Here is an 18,868-nt window from a genome sequence, read left to right as displayed (position 1 = left end):
TATATTGGCTTTTTATTTTTCACTTTTTTATATTTTAGTTTAATCAATAAAATTGGATCCTTTATACAAATTTCTCCGCTTTAACCTCAGGTTAAGTTTAGGTTTATAGTTATTATCAGTTAAAGCACAGCTACTCTTCGCAAGAGGTGATTTAACTCATGAGATACCCTCATAGTCGTTTACATCCTAACTACTCTACGTTTACCCTGTTTTCTCCATTTTAAGCCTGCTATGCAGGCTTTTTTTCTACTTATATCAAGTCATATTCTCGAAAAAAATCAAAAAAAGATAAGCAAAGTATTATTTATACCTTTGTTTTCTATAAATATTTTTTTACAAAACTCTACGCGTTTATACCTTAATTAAATTGACCTTCCTGTAGGGGGAAAGATTATTGTTTCATCTATCAACTTAATGAAAGGAATAGACAATGAAAAAGTTATTACTACCTTCTATTATCGCTATCTCTGCTTTTACAAGCACAGCTTATGCTTCTAGTCATAATGTTGTTGAGGTTTATAAAACAGAGAGTTGCGGATGCTGTACTTTATGGGCTGATGGTGTAAAAGAAGCTGGCTTTAACGTTAAAGTAAATATCGTTTCAGAAACACAATTAATGGAAAAGTACCAACAAGCAGGTGTACCCAATAATTTATTAAGTTGCCACTTTGCGACTTATCAAGGTAAAGACTTAGTCGGACATATCCCGGTTGATAGCTTAAAAAATATCGACTTAGTGGATAAATCTAAATCGGGTATTGCGGTTGGGGGAATGCCTGCAGGAAGTTTAGGTATGTATGCCGGTGATTATAAAGAGCCTTACCAAGTTATCGCTTTTGATAAATCAGGTAATCAATCCCTATTTAAGTCTTACAACTAATTTTTTCTTACTTATTTTCTTAATTAGTTTTGTTCTTACTGTAGTGTTGTTTTAATAGCAATATATCTCTCCGATAGTGCTATTTTCCTCTGCCTGTTATCGATTACAGGCAGAGTTTTATTTTTGAATAGTAAATAATGTTGGCACAATAGGATTAGCGGGTGAAGGTTTTAAAAAAAATAGACAAATCAATCCTAAAACAACAAACCATGTTATTAAATGAAATCCATCTATAAAGGATGCAACATGAGACTCCCTTGTTATTAAAGCCATAACATCTTGAACGTTATTAAGTCCCTTTCCTAATAATTTTTGTTCCCCAGTTTGCACATACCCTCTTAATGATCCTTGGTGTGTATCATAAGATATTCTTAAATACGTATTCATTAAGGCTCCAGCTAGTGCTGGCATTAATACTCTTGCTATTGAAATATAAGCCCCAAGATGCAACGCTTCACTGGGTTTAATATTGGTCACAAATGAAGCAATTAAACCAATTAATAAAATACATTCCCCAATAGCTTGTATCACCATAAGCAAAAAGAAATCGTCTGATCTCCACTGATAAGTAATTTGATGACCAAGTAAACAAGAAACACCAATAATAGTCATTCCTATCATCATCACTAAACGAGGCTCTAGCCGACGTGCGATAATAATGGCTAAAGGACTACAAAGAAGATAGGTAATAAAACCAACATTGCTTATTTCTCCTATTTGTTGTGCTTTTAAGCCTGCAACAATACTCAAAAAAGAAGGCACAAATAATGAGTTGGGCAACATTAAAAAACCGTATAAACAAGCAATGACAAAACAGACCCTTAAATTATAATTTGTCAGCCAATTTAGATATCCAAAACTTTTGCTATAAGTTACCGCTCTAATAATAAAAGTCAGTATTAAAATAGCACTACCAAGTAAACAAGAAATAATCAGTCCTGAATCCCACCATCCAAGTAACTCACCTTGAACAACACTAATATATAATAGAGTTAAACCTAGGCATTTTAATGTCATTCCTCCCCAATCACTTTGTGCAAGTTGCTCCTTATTGATAGGTGAAATTGGCATTCCACGCCAAGCAAAAAAGATAATAGCTAACGAAAATAACATTGAAATCCAATAGAGCCAGCGCCAATTTAAGATCTCAAATATTGAACCTGAAATTCCTATTCCTGCATCCATTCCTACTGAAACACGTAGGCTATAAGCCGCCATAACGATTAACCAAACATTAGGGTTTAAACTTCTTAATGCCAAAGAAATTGTCATTGGCAAATAGACCCCCAAACAAAAACCAATCAAAAAATGCAGTATTAATAAAAAAGGTAGCCCAATAAAATCACCATAACTAGAGACAAAAATACAACAGACAAAAAGTAATAAGCTTGAACTAATTAATATTTTCTCAGCACCATAAATCACCATAAACCAAGGTACTAATGTCATACTGATTAACTGAGCAGAATTAATCGCCACGTTTAACCAAGATCCTTGGACTACATCTAGAGCAAAAATGCCTCGTAGATCAGCCAAAGAAATAGAAAACATACGAATAAATAACGTAGATAAAATAGCACCAAAAAAAACAGAAAATACGATAAATAAAGGTCTATTTTCTTGTGCGCCAGACAAGAAATTAAGCGTCACCATCAACCTCCTCTATAGATAAACTTTCTGTGTCTATTTTTATTTCGACAGACATGCCAGCACGCAATTTAGCGAATAATTTATTATTACTATCAAAAGTGATGTAAACAGGAATACGTTGAACAACTTTAGTGAAATTGCCACTTGCATTATCGGCAGGAATTAGTGCCGACTCACCACTACTTTGCGCACCAATATAACGAACTTTTCCTTGATATATTTCATTAGGAAAAGCATCTATCTTGATAGAAACAGTTTGTTCAGGAAGAATTTTTTTTATCTGTGTCTCTTTTAAATTCGCAATGATGTAAATATGATTTAGAGGAGTCAGTGTGACGATTTCTGTGCCAGGTGTAACTAAACTACCAAGATTGACTTTTATTTTATTTAACTGAGCATCAAAAGGGGCTTCTATTCTTGTATAAGTGAGTTCTGTTTCTGTTTGTTGATAACGTGTTTGGGCAATATTTTTTTCTGTTAGACGTATTTCTTCTTGAGCTTTAAGTAATACCAATGATTGTTTAGCTTGCTCCCATTCATTTTTAGCTGCGCTTTGTAATTTTATTAAACGTTGTAAATCAGATTGCGCATCAAGGTAATTTTGTTGAGTTATAGCCCCACTTCGAATTAAATCTTTTCGTAATAAAGGATTTCTTTTCGCTTGAGCGACATCAATAACTGTCGCTTCATAGCGATTATGTAAAGTTTCGATATTAAGTTCAGACGCTTTTATCTCTTCTTTTAAATTATTAAACTGTAATTGTGCTTTTTTAAACTCGGCAATAGCGGCCTTTTTACTAAGTAACTGTTCGTTATCATTAATAATAGCAATAACATCTCCTTGTTTAACAAACTGATAATCCTCCTTTTTTATTTCAGAAATAAACCCCGTCATTCTTGATTTTAATATTGTAGGGTCTGTTTTTATGTAGGCATTATCAGTGGTTTGATATCGTGCATCACTCCTCCATTTATCCCAATCTAACGTCGCAGTTGTAATCAATACAATAACTAAAATGACCGCAATCCAAGGAGTATAAGTCATTATAAATTGCATTATTTTTTCTTTTCTTGATGATGTATTTTTCATATTTCATTCCCAAATAACGATATTTCTACTCACTTAAACTGCAATCTAACATTGTTAGTCTATGTAAACATGTTAAACTAACAACGTTAGATATAAAAGAGGGTAATGAGAATTATTTATGAAAACACCTAAAATTGAACGGCTAAAAGTAGTAGATACCGCCCTTGCATTACTAGAGACAGAAGGTATTGAAGGCTTAACAATGCGTAAACTAGCGGATGCTCTACAGATAAAAGCAGCCTCTCTCTATTGGCATTTTGATAACAAACAGACGTTAATTGAAGGGATTGCAGATAGAATAGTCAGTGATGTTGCCGTAAATTTTGAATTTCATAATGATTGGAAAAAAGATATAACACGCCTTTCTTATGATTTAAGAAACGCATTTTTACGTCATAGGGACGGTGCCAGAGTATTTGCAGGTACTTATGTCATTTCTGAAAATGTATTACGTATAAATAATACTTTTATTAATGCAATTATGCAGTCAGGTACTTCAGCTCAATTAGCCAGCAAAATGACAATGGCGTTACTTTATTTTATTTTAGGATGTTGTATAGAACAACAATCCGTCATGCTCATTGAAAAAGCAGAATTAATGGATAAAAGAGAGGCATTTGAGCAATTAGTCCAAGATAAATTTCCTCAAACTTGGCAAGCAAGAGAGGTTCTTTTTGCTGATGATTTTACAAGTCGCTTCGAATTTGGATTAGAGCAATTATTGCTCGGTTTTCAACATCAAATTAATTAGAATTGAAAAAATAGCCGCTTATTATATGCGGCTATTTTATTTTCTTATTTTATAAATCAGACAGGGCCATAGTTAATAGCGGTTGCGATACCAATCGCCGCCATACCAATCACTGTCCAAATCATCAAGATAGGGAAAACAAATTTAACCCAACGAGTCCAAGGCACTTTTCCTACGGCCAATACTGCCATTAATACGCCAGATGTTGGTGTAATTATGTTAGTAAATCCATCGCCTAATTTAAGGATCAAGACACCAGTTTGGCGAGTGAGATCCAAGATATCTAAGATAGGTACCATAATAGGCATCACTATAGAAGCTTGTCCGGTTCCTGATGTTACCAATAAATTAAATAATAAATTAAAGAAATAAAGTAACTGCGCTCCCCAAAAGTGAGAGGTTTGCTGTAATGGAACGAGTGTGGCTTGAACAATAGAATCCAGTACTCGTCCTTCATCTAAAATAACAATTACAGCTCTTGCAATACCAACAACTAATGCACCATAAACTAAAGATTGAGCACCTTTCATAAAGGTTTTGATGTAGTCATTAGGGCTAATTTTAAACATCGCCGCTACCACAACACTCATCATAATAAAGATGGCAGATAAGTGTTCAATTCCCCACTTATATTCAAATGCACCGTATAAAAACAATCCGATAAATGCAATAAAGACAACAAGACTCAATTTTTGCATTAAAGAGAAAGTACCATCCATTGTTTGATCTTCATGAGCATCATAATCAGGATCATCAGTTGTAAGTCCATACATATAACTTTTAGTTGGATTATTCGCGATACGTCTTGCATACCAAACAATATAAGCAATAGTGACTACAATCAAAATTGAGAATAATACAATCCTAAAAATTACACCTGAAAATAGAGGTACTTCAGCTAACGTTTGTGCTGTACCTAAAATAGTAGGATCTAAAACGCCGACTGCATTTCCTGCATAATATCCGAGGTAAACAACAGCGACTCCTGTTATGGCATCTAATTTCATCGAACGCGAAAGGGCTATTCCTATTGGAATAAAAGCAATAACCGCGTTGGCAGCCAATCCTAATGATGAAAGCATTCCAAAGATAAATGCAACAGTAATAATCAGTGCTTGGTAATTACCTTTTGTTTTGATAATTAACGCATTGATCCCTGAATCAATAGCACGAGTTCTATCATAAATAGCTATCGCACCACCAATCATAAAGATCAGGAAAATAATGCTCGCTGATTGCTTTAATCCCACAGGAATGGCGTAAAAAACATCCATTAATGAAGCTGGATTCTGGTCAACATAACCAAAACTTCCCGGTACAACACGATTTAGCCCATTTACTGTTTCGCGTTCGTAAGTGCCGGCAGGAATTAAATAAGTTGCAATAGCGGCTAAGATAACGATGCCAAAAATAATAATAAAAGCATCTGGCATAGCCCATTTTATTTTTTTATTCTTATCCATACATTCACCTTATTGAGACAAGCGCTTTAAAATATTGGCAAATAGCGCCGTTCTTTCGGTTAATGAAGGCAAATCAATATATTCTTTATCGCTGTGTTGATATCCCCCAATAGGGCCTAAACCATCTACACTAGGTGTGCCAACCCCTGCTGTAAACGAAGCATCAGAGCCACCACCTGTTGAAATATCTTCAATATCAAGACCAAGTAGACGAGCTTGCTCTTTTATGATGTCAATTAAAGCACCACTTTCAGGCGTTTTGACCATAGGAGGGCGATTAATACCACCATTAAGTGTAAGCTTAATACCTTCCAAGGCAGGCTTGCTACATACTTCCCTTACAAGTTTATCAATTTCAACACCTTGCTCATCGGTTGAAATACGAACATCAATTTCAGCACGCGCATTAGGTGCAACGGTATTGACTGATGTACCACCAGAAATCAATCCTACGTTGACAGAAAGCCCGTCATCATGGCGAGAAAGCGCATGTAATGCTTGAATTTTATAAGAGAGTTCTTGAATAGCACTAATTCCCGCTTCTGGTGCAATACCTGAGTGAGATGCTTTACCTTCAATTAAAAGCTCATAAGTGCCCACTCCACGACGCGCACTCACAATCGCCCCATTAGCTCGAGCAGGCTCCATCACTAAGGCATAGGATTTATTCTTGGCATACTGTTCAATCAGACCACGAGAAGTTTTTGAACCAATTTCTTCATCACAATTCAGGAAAATTTCAACATTTTTATAAGCACTATTGCCTGATTGCATCAGTGCATTGATCGCGTAATAAGTCAGAACATGACTGGCTTTCATATCAATAACGCCAGGGCCGTAAGCACGAGTACCTTCAATACTAAATGGACGCTCTGCCACTGTTCCTTTAGGGAAAACTGTATCAAGATGAGCAGCAATGAAAATTTGTGGATCTTTAGCTTCTTTATGCACTAAACGGTAGTTATTCCCTAGTTTGTCATTTTTAAAAATTTCAACAACAAAACCGAGTTTTTCATAACGTTGGATAAGTAAATTAGCAACAGCATCAACGCCCTCTTTATCATAAGAGCCACTTTCTGTGTTCACTAATTCTTTTAAAAATTCAACCATTTCATTGTATTGTGAATTAATTGTGTTTTGCATTTCTCTTACCTCTTGTAATTATAATTTGCAGTTTTTCTTAGCTTGCTTTTGAGCTTTATTTCTCCTGAAATAACTCGCTTATAAACTGCAACAAAACGCTAAATAACAATCATTAGCGTTCATTTTTAATTTTCATTATTTACTAATAAATAAAGAAACCTTAAACTTTACATATATTTAATATGATTGCATCTGTTTTTTAAAATCATAATAACAATTAATTAAACAACCAATAAAAGCAATATAAGAAATATATTTTTTAAATAAGAGATCAGAGGAGATAAGAGAGTTAACCTGAATATTGCTTGACTGTTTTAATAAGAAACTAGAAAAATAAAACAAAATAAAACGTAAAAAAATCTCATTTTAAATCAAATTAATATAGATAAAATAAAATACCGATATAAGAAAAGATCCAATAAAAACAGAATACTCATAAAAATAAAAAATAGAATTATCAAAATAAACAGTAAATTACAACACCAATCTTAACTATTTTTTAAATTATAAAATATAATTTACTTTTATTATTAAATATTTTATTTCTAGAAAAGATAAATAAACGTTCTTATTTAATAAAAAGATTACTTGAATTATTTTTCTTTAAGTTAAGCGCTCCTCATTAATCATTATTAACGATAATTATTGTTGACGTTGTTGTTAATTAGCAGTGTTAGCCTTATTTAATAAATTTTTTTTATATCTAAAAACCTAGATATACGATAAATATAATAAAAAACCCAGTGTATCAGTTAAGATCTCACTGGGTTTAAGTATAAATAACAATAAATTTGTGGGCGGACAAAATAGTTGGGAACTGGGAGGGGTGGAAATGGAGTTTTTAAGGATTATTTAGGGAAGAGTGACAAAATAGATGGGAACTGGGTGTAGCGTCGTAAGCTAATACGAAAATTAAAAATGACAAAATAGTTTGGAACTAGATTTCACTTATCTGGTTAACTAATCTAGCTAACCTGCCGCTCAGCTTAGTACGATCCTATATCCAACTGATCATAATCCTTTCATCAGTATCCCAAATTAAATCCCCCTCCTAGACTGCCTCACCAACACTTTACAGTGATCCCGTATTTCCGGACAGGTGATTGATTTTTTTCGCTTGTACAGGTGTTAAGCCACAGTTATCTTGATGTGGACATTATGCATTGTAATAGCCCATTAACATGCGCTAAGAGCATAAATTAATATACAGTAACAAGCATTACGAGGTGCTAATGTTTGGAAAGCAGCCTCTTCCAACTACAATAATAAGTTAACTATCCTCCACCCACAAATAATTACAAATGACCCCTTTCCGCTATAACTCCGATCTCACCAGCGGCTCGCTACAAACCCGAGAGTGTCGCATTATTACTGGCTTGTTACTCCAAGAGCTTGATGAAGCTGCCTGGGATAAAGCCATGTATAAGGAAAATGTGCTTCAGAAACGCACGCAATCTACGGTAAGACGTATTTCTTCAGCGCTTAGAAAACGCCTAGAACACCTAAGCTCTGACTTTTGGGCTTTTGCGTTTTTATGTTAGGCATTGTCTGGCAACTGGAGGAAGTGTAATGACCATGAATGGTCACTGTGATTGACAGTATCTTGCTTAAACTTATCTGAACAATGGTAGAACTGGCTCATATTTATCCCCTCTATGATTGTTTATCTTTTTCACCATAAAAAGTATCAGGGGCTACTCAGGGCTACATAAAGATATTTATCTACTTTTACTGATTGATAAGTAGCATCAGTCCATCCGCAGGACTGGTGGTGCCGGCAAAATGCTGACCCAACACATGCGTATAGATTTGCGTGGTCTTAACATCGTTATGCCCTAAGAGTTCTTGCACAGTGCGAATATCACGCCCCGCTTGTAATAGATGCGTAGCAAACGAGTGACGAAATGTATGACAAGTGACACGCTTGCTAACGATGCCTGCTTTTTGTACGGCTGCCTTCAATGCCTTTCGCGCAACGGAGTCATGCAGATGATGGCGGCATAATTTGCCGTTATACGGGTGGTTGCAGAGCGTGCTGGAGGGAAAGACAAACATCCACGCCGCTTGTCGATAAGCAGAAGGGTATTTGTGATCTAAAGCAAAAGGCAGCGATGGCCCTACGCCTTGTAAGTTGTCGTCTTGCTGAATAAGCCGCGCTTGCTCAATGAGTTATTTTATTGCTGGGATTAGGCGCGTGGGCAGTAGGCTGTTTCTGCTTTTCCCACCCTTACCGTCATGCACAGTGATGCAGCCATTATCAAAATCAAAATCTTTAACCCGCAAACGCAAGCATTCATTAATGCGCAAACCTGCACCATACAGCAGCGTAAAAATAACTTGGTTGCGAGTATCCATAACCTGCAAAATGCGTTGCACTTCATTTGCAGAGATAACAGAGGGTAGCCGTCTAGGCTTGCTTGCAGGGATATAATCAATATCGCCCAACGGCTGTTGTAAAAACCTGTTGTACAAAAAAGCTAGGGCATTTAAAGCGATTTTCTGCGTGTTTATGGCTACATGTCTGCTGTTTGCTAAGCTGGATAAAAACAGCCTGACCTCTTCACTGCCCATGGTCTGAGGATGACGTTTTTTGTGAAACAGAATAAAACGCTTAATCCAGTGCAGGTAAGTTTTTTCAGTTTTCAGCGCATAACCTTTTTGTCGCATATCCGTGCGTATAGAATTTAAAAATGGACTGTTAGACATAAAACGCTCCTTGTCTTGCAACTGTCTGCCTATACAGCCTATTCTAGCTGGGATTTAAAAAAGTGCCTGTTTTTTACGCCTAGAGATGCTTGTTTACCGGTAGAGTTTTAATTTAATGCTAAATAAATTAAAATGTTATGAGTTCTTTGGGTGAGATAATGTGCATCGTGCAAGCAGGATAGACGGCATGCACGATTTGTAATAACAGAGTGTCTTGTATTTTTAAAGAAAGTCTATTTAATACAAGTGATTATATTAATTAACGGTAAGCATCAGCGGGTGACAAAACGAGCATGCTTACTAATAAAATGTTGTGCGTAAGAATAAAACAAAAGCTGCGTATACCTTTCCGCAGAATCAGTGGCTTCAACAAAAGGATGTTTCAATGCTTCAGCAGAAAATGATCGAACGCTTCAAGGAAGCTTGCCATGAGGATGCACGAATAATCGCGGCGCTGATGTTCGGCTCATTTGCTATCGGAGAGGGTGACGAGTTCTCTGATATCGAATTTGCAGTGTTCATCCAGGATGATCATTTTGAAAATTTCGATCAGCGCTCGTGGCTTAATGCTGTAAGTCCGGTTGCAGCTTACTTTCCGGATGACTTCGGCCACCACACCGCGCTTTTTGAAAACGGCATTCGCGGTGAATTCCATTTCATGCGAAAATCGGACATACCGGTCATTTCCACTTGGCAAGGCTACGGGTGGTTTCCCTCGCTTGAGGAGGCTGTTTTGTTGGACCGATCAGGAGAGTTGTCAAGGTACGCGAGTGCTCTCGTGGGCAGTCCCCCGAAACGTGAAGGCGCGCCGCTGGTGGAAGGACTTGTATTGAACCTCATCAGCCTGATGCTCTTTGGGGCAAATCTTTTAAATCGGGGAGAGTATGCTCGCGCCTGGGCTTTGCTCAGCAAAGCACATGAAAACTTACTCAAGTTGGTTCGCCTCCATGAAGGGGCAACAGACCACTGGCCGACACCTTCACGCGCGCTCGAAAAGGATGTCTCGGAGGACTCGTATAATCGCTACCTGGCATGCACAGGCAGCGCGGAACCAAAAGCACTATGTGTAGCCTATCATGAAACGTGGAAGTGGAGTCTCGAATTGTTCAGGAGTGTGGCTGGACCTCTGAATATCGAGCTTCCGAGAATTGTAATTGCGCAGACAAAAAGGTTGCTAAATGAATCTGCGACGCCGCACAATAAAATGTTAACCTCTGAGGAAGAATTGTGAAACTATCACTAATGGTAGCTATATCGAAGAATGGAGTTATCGGGAATGGCCCTGATATTCCATGGAGTGCCAAAGGTGAACAGCTCCTGTTTAAAGCTATTACCTATAACCAATGGCTGTTGGTTGGACGCAAGACTTTTGAATCAATGGGAGCATTACCCAACCGAAAGTATGCGGTCGTAACACGTTCAAGTTTTACATCTGACAATGAGAACGTATTGATCTTTCCATCAATTAAAGATGCTTTAACCAACCTAAAGAAAATAACGGATCATGTCATTGTTTCAGGTGGTGGGGAGATATACAAAAGCCTGATCGATCAAGTAGATACACTACATATATCTACAATAGACATCGAGCCGGAAGGTGATGTTTACTTTCCTGAAATCCCCAGCAATTTTAGGCCAGTTTTTACCCAAGACTTCGCCTCTAACATAAATTATAGTTACCAAATCTGGCAAAAGGGTTAATAAAATGTTAAACATCATGAGGGAAGCGGTGATCGCCGAAGTATCGACTCAACTATCAGAGGTAGTTGGCGTCATCGAGCGCCATCTCGAACCGACGTTGCTGGCCGTACATTTGTACGGCTCCGCAGTGGATGGCGGCCTGAAGCCACACAGTGATATTGATTTGCTGGTTACGGTGACCGTAAGGCTTGATGAAACAACGCGGCGAGCTTTGATCAACGACCTTTTGGAAACTTCGGCTTCCCCTGGAGAGAGCGAGATTCTCCGCGCTGTAGAAGTCACCATTGTTGTGCACGACGACATCATTCCGTGGCGTTATCCAGCTAAGCGCGAACTGCAATTTGGAGAATGGCAGCGCAATGACATTCTTGCAGGTATCTTCGAGCCAGCCACGATCGACATTGATCTGGCTATCTTGCTGACAAAAGCAAGAGAACATAGCGTTGCCTTGGTAGGTCCAGCGGCGGAGGAACTCTTTGATCCGGTTCCTGAACAGGATCTATTTGAGGCGCTAAATGAAACCTTAACGCTATGGAACTCGCCGCCCGACTGGGCTGGCGATGAGCGAAATGTAGTGCTTACGTTGTCCCGCATTTGGTACAGCGCAGTAACCGGCAAAATCGCGCCGAAGGATGTCGCTGCCGACTGGGCAATGGAGCGCCTGCCGGCCCAGTATCAGCCCGTCATACTTGAAGCTAGACAGGCTTATCTTGGACAAGAAGAAGATCGCTTGGCCTCGCGCGCAGATCAGTTGGAAGAATTTGTCCACTACGTGAAAGGCGAGATCACCAAGGTAGTCGGCAAATAATGTCTAACAATTCGTTCAAGCCGACGCCGCTTCGCGGCGCGGCTTAACTCAAGCGTTAGATGCACTAAGCACATAATTGCTCACAGCCAAACTATCAGGTCAAGTCTGCTTTTATTATTTTTAAGCGTGCATAATAAGCCCTACACAAATTGGGAGATATATCATGAAAGGCTGGCTTTTTCTTGTTATCGCAATAGTTGGCGAAGTAATCGCAACATCCGCATTAAAATCTAGCGAGGGCTTTACTAAGCTTGCCCCTTCCGCCGTTGTCATAATCGGTTATGGCATCGCATTTTATTTTCTTTCTCTGGTTCTGAAATCCATCCCTGTCGGTGTTGCTTATGCAGTCTGGTCGGGACTCGGCGTCGTCATAATTACAGCCATTGCCTGGTTGCTTCATGGGCAAAAGCTTGATGCGTGGGGCTTTGTAGGTATGGGGCTCATAATTGCTGCCTTTTTGCTCGCCCGATCCCCATCGTGGAAGTCGCTGCGGAGGCCGACGCCATGGTGACGGTGTTCGGCATTCTGAATCTCACCGAGGACTCCTTCTTCGATGAGAGCCGGCGGCTAGACCCCGCCGGCGCTGTCACCGCGGCGATCGAAATGCTGCGAGTCGGATCAGACGTCGTGGATGTCGGACCGGCCGCCAGCCATCCGGACGCGAGGCCTGTATCGCCGGCCGATGAGATCAGACGTATTGCGCCGCTCTTAGACGCCCTGTCCGATCAGATGCACCGTGTTTCAATCGACAGCTTCCAACCGGAAACCCAGCGCTATGCGCTCAAGCGCGGCGTGGGCTACCTGAACGATATCCAAGGATTTCCTGACCCTGCGCTCTATCCCGATATTGCTGAGGCGGACTGCAGGCTGGTGGTTATGCACTCAGCGCAGCGGGATGGCATCGCCACCCGCACCGGTCACCTTCGACCCGAAGACGCGCTCGACGAGATTGTGCGGTTCTTCGAGGCGCGGGTTTCCGCCTTGCGACGGAGCGGGGTCGCTGCCGACCGGCTCATCCTCGATCCGGGGATGGGATTTTTCTTGAGCCCCGCACCGGAAACATCGCTGCACGTGCTGTCGAACCTTCAAAAGCTGAAGTCGGCGTTGGGGCTTCCGCTATTGGTCTCGGTGTCGCGGAAATCCTTCTTGGGCGCCACCGTTGGCCTTCCTGTAAAGGATCTGGGTCCAGCGAGCCTTGCGGCGGAACTTCACGCGATCGGCAATGGCGCTGACTACGTCCGCACCCACGCGCCTGGAGATCTGCGAAGCGCAATCACCTTCTCGGAAACCCTCGCGAAATTTCGCAGTCGCGACGCCAGAGACCGAGGGTTAGATCATGCCTAGCATTCACCTTCCGGCCGCCCGCTAAATATCTCCTTTTGGGTTGTTAATAAAACATCCAATAAGTTGACTGTGCGTGAAAAAGAAAGTTTTGTGTGATGGCGTTGAAGATCGCACCGTTAAGCTCTTATGTGGGATGGTGCAGAGCTCGACGACTACCGATAAAACGCAACCGCCGCAAACAGACAAGAAAAAGCCCCAACTGATAACAGTTGGGGCTTCAGTATTGTGATTGGTGGAGCAATAGCACCCTGAACCCAAAACCTTCTCGCTCAACCGGTAGTGGCTGATAACAACTCGTGAGGGCTATTGCGGGTTAAGCATTTAGCGATGTCTAGGGCCAGACTGGACGTCTGAACGCAAGCCGCTGATACTGTACATAACCACAGTATCAGCGGAGGATACCCATGTCGCTGGCAAGGAACGCCACGGCGAGTCAATCGCCCACTCAAACAAACGGTTACGAACGCCACCAACCCGACCAGACGCTGCTCTACCAGCTGGTTGAGCAGCACTACCCAGCCTTCAAAGCCTCACTCGAAGCCCAAGGTCAACACCTGCCTCGCTACATCCAACAAGAATTCAACGACCTCCTCCAATGTGGCCGTCTGGAGTATGGTTTCATGCGGGTTCGCTGCGAGGATTGTCATCACGAGCGTCTGGTCGCCTTCAGCTGTAAACGACGCGGCTTTTGCCCTAGCTGCGGTGCCCGCCGGATGGCCGAGAGTGCGGCGCTGCTGATAGACGAAGTCTTCCCCAAGGAGCCCATTCGCCAGTGGGTGCTCAGCTTTCCTTTCCAGCTACGCTTTTTGCTGGCTCGCCATCCCCAGCTGATGGGCCAGGTCTTGAGTATCGTCTATCGTACACTCTCAACTCATCTGATCAAAAAAGCCGGTTACACCAAAGCCTCTGCACAAACTGGCTCAGTGACTCTTATCCAACGCTTTGGCTCCGCGCTAAATCTCAATGTCCACTACCACATGCTGTTTCTCGATGGTGTCTATGCCGAAGATGACTATGGCAAGCAACGCTTCCATCGTGTCAAGGCACCCACTTACGATGAGCTGAATACGCTCGCTCACACCCTCAGCCATCGCATCGCTCGCTGCATGGAAAAGCGTGGGATTTTGGAGCGTGATGCCGAGAATACGTGGTTGACACTGGAAGAGGGCGAAGACGATACGCTGACTCAATTACATGGTGCTTCGGTTACGTATCGCATTGCCGTCGGCCCCCAGCAAGGGCGCAAAGTCTTCACCCTGCAAACCTTGCCAGGGCGTGAGGATAAAGCCGACTCAAGCAGTCGAGTAGCCAACCATGCTGGTTTCTCGCTACACGCCGGTGTGATGGCCGAAGCGCATCAGCGGGATAAGCTTGAGCGCTTGTGTCGCTACATTAGTCGGCCAGCGGTTTCAGAAAAACGTCTGGCATTAACCGCCAATGGGCAGGTGCGTTACGAGCTCAAAACTCCGTACCGCAATGGCACCACCCATGTGATCTTCGAGCCGCTGGACTTCATCGCCAAACTCGCTGCGTTGGTACCTAAGCCGCGAGTCAACCTCACACGCTTCCACGGCGTCTTTGCACCGAACAGCAAACACCGAGTTCAAGTAACACCCGCCAAGCGGGGCAAGAAGCCCGACAAATCGGAAGGTCTCGATACTAACTGGCGTGACAAGAGTCCTGCAGAGCGCCACCGCGCCATGACCTGGATGCAACGCCTCAAGCGAGTCTTCAATATTGATATTGAAGTCTGCGAACACTGCGGCGGTCACGTCAAAGTGATTGCCAGCATCGAAGATCCGAAGGTCATTGAGCAGATTCTCAAGCATCTGAAACAGAAAACAGCCAAGGCGAATGCCGCCAAGCAGCGTGAGCTGCCACCAGAACGAGCGCCGCCACTGACTCCCAGCCTGTTCGATCCATCACAGAGTCGTCTCTTTGACTGACGACCCCAAATCCAACACTGCTCAACACTGCCAACTTTTAAACGGGGCGGTGGGGCAGTTTGTATCTCTCGAGCTATCAGGCTAGAGATTTTACCGCCAAATCGAACCTTATTAGAGCGGTTTAGGCTGGACCGGCAGTTAAAATTGGGGCTTGAGCGGTAAACGAGTGAGGGAATTTCAGGTAAGATACTTCGGATGAGGAGCAAAAAGGTGGTTTATACTTCCTATACCCACAATCTGCGCTGAATTATCATCACGGTTATAATTAACCGCCGAAGGGCGCTGCACAGACGCGGAAATATCCTGCACCACCAGCGGCGCAACATCCACCGGCTTCGGTTTGTTCTGATACCAGTGCCAGGTGTAATAACTGCCCGCTGCCACCGCAGCAGTCAGTAATAATAAGGCAGATATGGTTTTCGGATAGCGGTTGCCCCCCCGCTCCAGCCGGGCAAGCTGATTACCGGCAAAGGTCACCCAGCCCGGCACCGCCCAGCGGATCCGTCCGGTGAACGGGCGCAGCAGAAAACCCAGCAGAGTAAAGAGATAAACAAGACTGCGAGCCGCCAGACGCAGCAAAATAAAAGGTAAGCGGAGGATAAAACGCAGAACGTCCATGACAACATTTTCCTCTGTGTGTTGAGACTGACATCAGTTTGCCGCAGCACACAGTGAAATCCGGTTCAGCCGGAAGCTGTCAGTGCCCGATACTCTCATCCTCCATAAAACAGCCCATAAAGCAAATTATTGCATAAGGAATAATCTTAAATTACGGCCCCGGCGTATCCGCAGGGGCCTGTTCAGGAAAAAAATTATTCCAGTGCACTCAAAATAGCCTGTGCAGCTTTGACTCTTTCGGTATTCGGGTAGTTTTTATTCGCCAGAATCACAATCGCCACCTGTTTTTCCGGAATAAAGGCGACATAGGCGCCGAAACCAGTTGTTGCGCCCGTTTTATGCACCCAGGAAGCACGGTTATACGGCTGAACCTGGTTGTCTGTTACCGGATGCGGCTGCAATGCGACCTCGTTGGTCACACCGTTAATGATCATATCTTTCTGCTGCGGCCAGTCATACATTTCCCAGCCCAGCCCCTGGTTAATCGCGGCGGTTTTATAGTAGCGGGTCTGGGCGAGATACATTGCCATTTCCAGATCCGCATTACCGGCCCGTGACGGCTCCATATTCATTTCCGCCCAGCGCAGCATATCTTTTGAGGCGGATTTCACGCCGTAAGATTCCGCATCAAGCTGTCCCGGCGACACGCGGACCGGTTTTTTGTTTTTATAACCGTACGCATACTGGCTTTGCGCACTTTCCGGCACAGTAATAAAGGTGTGAGATAACCCCAGCGGTGCCAGGATCCGTGCAGTCAGCAACTGCTCATACGGCATCCCCGCCGCGTTTGCGGTCAGAGCACCAAACAGGCCGATACTGCTGTTTGCATACAGACGCATATCGCCCGGTTTCCGGGACGGCTGCCACTGCTGATAGAAATTCAGCAGATCCGCACGGCTTTTTACCGCATCCGGCACCTGTAACGGCAGTCCGCCTGCGGTATAGGTAGCCAGATCCAGCAATGTGATCCCCTTCCACTGCGGCAGAGCCAGCTCCGGCTGGTATTTTGCCGCCGGATCATTCAGCGCCATCTCTTTTTTCGCCACAGAAACCGCACCCAGCACACCTGTGAAAGTTTTACTTACAGATCCGAGCTCAAATAGTGTATTTTCAGTGACCGGCTGTTTTGCCTGAATATCGGCAAAACCATAATTGAAATAATAGGGCTTACCCTTTACGGAGACGGCAACCGCCATCCCGGGAATATCCTGCTGTGCCATCAGCGGTTTAATGGTGCTGTCCACCACCGCCGCGACATTATCAGCGGCAGAAAACCCCGGGGCGGAAAACGCCAGCAGAGCGGAAATCAGTGTTGCAGATAACGATTTTTTCATCAGAATTAACCTTCCGTGTGTGAGTAACGGCGGCAAGTATAGTCAGATTCACCGGACAGAACAAACGGTTATTTATAACAAGAGCCTAAAGAAAAACTTACAGGTGGATTATGGTCAGACGTTATCTCCCCCTTAACCCGCTGCGCGCCTTTGAGGCCGCCGCCCGTCATCTCAGTTTTACCCGCGCGGCGATTGAGCTGAATGTCACCCATGCCGCCGTCAGCCAGCAGGTCAGGGCGCTGGAAGAACAACTCGGCTGTGTGCTGTTTACCCGCGTCTCGCGCGGGCTGGTGCTGACCCATGAAGGTGAGGGATTACTGCCGGTGCTCAATGAGGCGTTTGACCGGATTGCGGATACTCTGGAGTGTTTTTCTCACGGGCAGTTCCGTGAGCGGGTGAAAGTCGGTGCGGTGGGAACATTTGCCGCAGGCTGGCTGCTGCCGCGTCTGGCCGGATTCTATGACAGCCATCCGCATATTGATCTGCATATCTCCACCCATAACAATCATGTGGACCCGGCGGCGGAAGGGCATGATTATACGATCCGTTTCGGTAACGGCGCGTGGCATGAGTCAGATGCGGAACTGATTTTCAGTGCACCACACGCTCCGCTGTGCTCACCGGCCATTGCAGAACAGTTACAGCAGCCGGATGATGTTCACCGCTTTACCCTGCTGCGCTCATTCCGCCGGGATGAATGGAGCCGCTGGCTGGATTGTGCGGGCGGCACACCGCCTTCCCCGTCACAGCCGGTAATGGTGTTCGATACCTCACTGGCCATGGCCGAGGCGGCACAACTGGGTGCCGGGGTAGCGATCGCACCGGTATGTATGTTCAGCCGCCTGTTACAGTCAGGCGCACTGGTACAGCCGTTTGCCGCAGAAATCACCCTCGGCGGCTACTGGCTGACGCGGTTACAGTCCCGTACGGAAACCCCGGCCATGCAGCAATTCGCCCGCTGGCTGCTGAATACGGCGGCGGCGTAAAACTCACTCACCTTCCAGGCTTTTTACCCGCAAATCATCACCTTCACTGATGCGCAGCCGTTCACTGCCGCAGTGCGGACAGCATCCGGCGTGCTGCATGATTTCGGCCTCACGGCTGCAATCCCAGCACCATGCCTGTGCCGGGATAACATCAATATGCAGTGTGCAGCCCTGCGCCACGGTATCACGGCAGGCGATATCAAAACAGAAATGCAGTGCACTCTCCTCAACATCCGCCAGTGCGCCGACTTCCAGCCAGACATCCGTTACCCGCGCAATGCCGTGCTGTTCAGCCTGTTCGCGGATAATGTCCGCCGCACCGAGGGCTTTACTAAGCTTGCCCCTTCCGCCGTTGTCATAATCGGTTATGGCATCGCATTTTATTTTCTTTCTCTGGTTCTGAAATCCATCCCTGTCGGTGTTGCTTATGCAGTCTGGTCGGGACTCG

18 protein-coding genes and 1 pseudogene are annotated in these 18,868 nt (G+C 43.7%); 11 read left to right on the top strand and 8 right to left on the bottom strand.

What is annotated here, in order from left to right; genetic code table 11:
* The first annotated feature begins 430 nt into the window (after positions 1 to 430).
* Entirely contained in the window at positions 431 to 880 is a 450-nt protein-coding gene (locus NBG71_RS17245) for a DUF411 domain-containing protein (RefSeq protein ID WP_099659555.1), read from the top strand.
* Between the two features lie 117 nt (positions 881 to 997).
* Here the strand turns inward: NBG71_RS17245 and NBG71_RS17240 are convergent, their stop codons facing one another.
* Positions 998 to 2,533 carry an MFS transporter gene (locus NBG71_RS17240; RefSeq protein WP_191901677.1) on the bottom strand — a complete coding sequence of 512 codons (1,536 nt, stop codon included), beginning with the start codon at positions 2,531 to 2,533 and terminating at the stop codon, positions 998 to 1,000.
* Positions 2,520 to 3,620 carry an HlyD family secretion protein gene (locus NBG71_RS17235; protein ID WP_075674274.1) on the bottom strand — a complete coding sequence of 367 codons (1,101 nt, stop codon included), beginning with the start codon at positions 3,618 to 3,620 and terminating at the stop codon, positions 2,520 to 2,522. Before NBG71_RS17235 ends, NBG71_RS17240 begins: the two co-directional genes overlap by 14 nt.
* A gap of 118 nt (positions 3,621 to 3,738) precedes the next feature.
* Between NBG71_RS17235 and NBG71_RS17230 the strand changes: the two genes are divergently transcribed.
* Complete coding sequence (locus tag NBG71_RS17230) at positions 3,739 to 4,371, top strand: TetR/AcrR family transcriptional regulator C-terminal domain-containing protein (RefSeq protein WP_075674273.1); 633 nt, start codon at positions 3,739 to 3,741, stop codon at positions 4,369 to 4,371.
* 56 nt (positions 4,372 to 4,427) lie between these two features.
* Here the strand turns inward: NBG71_RS17230 and NBG71_RS17225 are convergent, their stop codons facing one another.
* Positions 4,428 to 5,834 carry a YfcC family protein gene (locus NBG71_RS17225; RefSeq protein WP_075674272.1) on the bottom strand — a complete coding sequence of 469 codons (1,407 nt, stop codon included), beginning with the start codon at positions 5,832 to 5,834 and terminating at the stop codon, positions 4,428 to 4,430.
* Between the two features lie 9 nt (positions 5,835 to 5,843).
* A complete protein-coding gene (locus NBG71_RS17220) occupies positions 5,844 to 6,977 on the bottom strand; it encodes a M20 family metallopeptidase (RefSeq protein WP_075674271.1) in 1,134 nt (377 codons plus the stop codon).
* A gap of 1,301 nt (positions 6,978 to 8,278) precedes the next feature.
* Between NBG71_RS17220 and NBG71_RS17215 the strand changes: the two genes are divergently transcribed.
* A complete protein-coding gene (locus NBG71_RS17215; protein WP_001353740.1) occupies positions 8,279 to 8,518 on the top strand; it encodes a BrxA family protein in 240 nt (79 codons plus the stop codon).
* 187 nt (positions 8,519 to 8,705) lie between these two features.
* On the opposite strand, the pseudogene intI2 reads toward NBG71_RS17215, so the two are convergent.
* A pseudogene (gene intI2, locus NBG71_RS17210) lies at positions 8,706 to 9,683 on the bottom strand (class 2 integron integrase IntI2).
* 385 nt (positions 9,684 to 10,068) lie between these two features.
* On the opposite strand from intI2, the gene lnu(F) reads away from it, so the two are divergent.
* The 6 genes from lnu(F) (at position 10,069) to NBG71_RS17180 (ending at position 15,482) form a co-directional block, all read left to right on the top strand.
* A complete protein-coding gene (gene lnu(F), locus NBG71_RS17205; RefSeq protein WP_070342364.1) occupies positions 10,069 to 10,914 on the top strand; it encodes a lincosamide nucleotidyltransferase Lnu(F) in 846 nt (281 codons plus the stop codon).
* Positions 10,911 to 11,384, top strand: coding sequence for a trimethoprim-resistant dihydrofolate reductase DfrA1 (gene dfrA1, locus NBG71_RS17200; protein WP_000777554.1), 474 nt, complete (start codon positions 10,911 to 10,913; stop codon positions 11,382 to 11,384). Before lnu(F) ends, dfrA1 begins: the two co-directional genes overlap by 4 nt.
* A gap of 16 nt (positions 11,385 to 11,400) precedes the next feature.
* Positions 11,401 to 12,192, top strand: a complete 792-nt coding sequence (gene aadA1 / locus NBG71_RS17195) for an ANT(3'')-Ia family aminoglycoside nucleotidyltransferase AadA1 (RefSeq protein WP_001206316.1) — start codon at positions 11,401 to 11,403, stop codon at positions 12,190 to 12,192.
* 163 nt (positions 12,193 to 12,355) lie between these two features.
* Positions 12,356 to 12,703 (top strand): quaternary ammonium compound efflux SMR transporter QacE delta 1, encoded by a 348-nt coding sequence (locus NBG71_RS17190; RefSeq protein WP_000679427.1) that lies wholly within the window; start codon positions 12,356 to 12,358, stop codon positions 12,701 to 12,703.
* A complete protein-coding gene (gene sul1 / locus NBG71_RS17185) occupies positions 12,697 to 13,536 on the top strand; it encodes a sulfonamide-resistant dihydropteroate synthase Sul1 (RefSeq protein WP_000259031.1) in 840 nt (279 codons plus the stop codon). The genes NBG71_RS17190 and sul1 overlap by 7 nt, the downstream gene beginning before the upstream one ends.
* A gap of 404 nt (positions 13,537 to 13,940) precedes the next feature.
* Positions 13,941 to 15,482 carry an IS91-like element ISCR1 family transposase gene (locus NBG71_RS17180; protein ID WP_000050481.1) on the top strand — a complete coding sequence of 514 codons (1,542 nt, stop codon included), beginning with the start codon at positions 13,941 to 13,943 and terminating at the stop codon, positions 15,480 to 15,482.
* Positions 15,483 to 15,659: 177 nt separating this feature from the next.
* Here the strand turns inward: NBG71_RS17180 and NBG71_RS17175 are convergent, their stop codons facing one another.
* Both NBG71_RS17175 and NBG71_RS17170 read right to left on the bottom strand, forming a co-directional pair.
* Positions 15,660 to 16,100, bottom strand: coding sequence for a hypothetical protein (locus tag NBG71_RS17175; RefSeq protein WP_223672965.1), 441 nt, complete (start codon positions 16,098 to 16,100; stop codon positions 15,660 to 15,662).
* 194 nt (positions 16,101 to 16,294) lie between these two features.
* Positions 16,295 to 17,434, bottom strand: a complete 1,140-nt coding sequence (locus tag NBG71_RS17170; RefSeq protein ID WP_004236386.1) for an extended-spectrum class C beta-lactamase DHA-1 — start codon at positions 17,432 to 17,434, stop codon at positions 16,295 to 16,297.
* 110 nt (positions 17,435 to 17,544) lie between these two features.
* Between NBG71_RS17170 and ampR the strand changes: the two genes are divergently transcribed.
* Positions 17,545 to 18,420 (top strand): LysR family transcriptional regulator AmpR, encoded by an 876-nt coding sequence (gene ampR, locus NBG71_RS17165; protein WP_004193231.1) that lies wholly within the window; start codon positions 17,545 to 17,547, stop codon positions 18,418 to 18,420.
* A gap of 3 nt (positions 18,421 to 18,423) precedes the next feature.
* On the opposite strand, the gene hypA is transcribed toward ampR, so the two are convergent.
* Positions 18,424 to 18,729: a hydrogenase maturation nickel metallochaperone HypA gene (hypA, locus tag NBG71_RS17160; protein WP_050583588.1), complete on the bottom strand. Its 306-nt coding sequence runs from the start codon at positions 18,727 to 18,729 to the stop codon at positions 18,424 to 18,426.
* Here hypA and NBG71_RS17155 point away from each other — a divergent pair.
* Positions 18,682 to 18,868 (top strand): DMT family transporter (locus NBG71_RS17155; protein ID WP_231433162.1); only part of this gene is annotated, 187 nt, incomplete at its 3' end. The two genes, hypA and NBG71_RS17155, sit on opposite strands and share 48 nt — an antisense overlap.

Origin of the sequence: Proteus sp. FZP2095 (assembly GCF_023701425.1) — a bacterium.
GTDB lineage: Bacteria > Pseudomonadota > Gammaproteobacteria > Enterobacterales > Enterobacteriaceae > Proteus > Proteus cibarius.
This window is presented reverse-complemented; position numbering and strand designations above follow the sequence as displayed.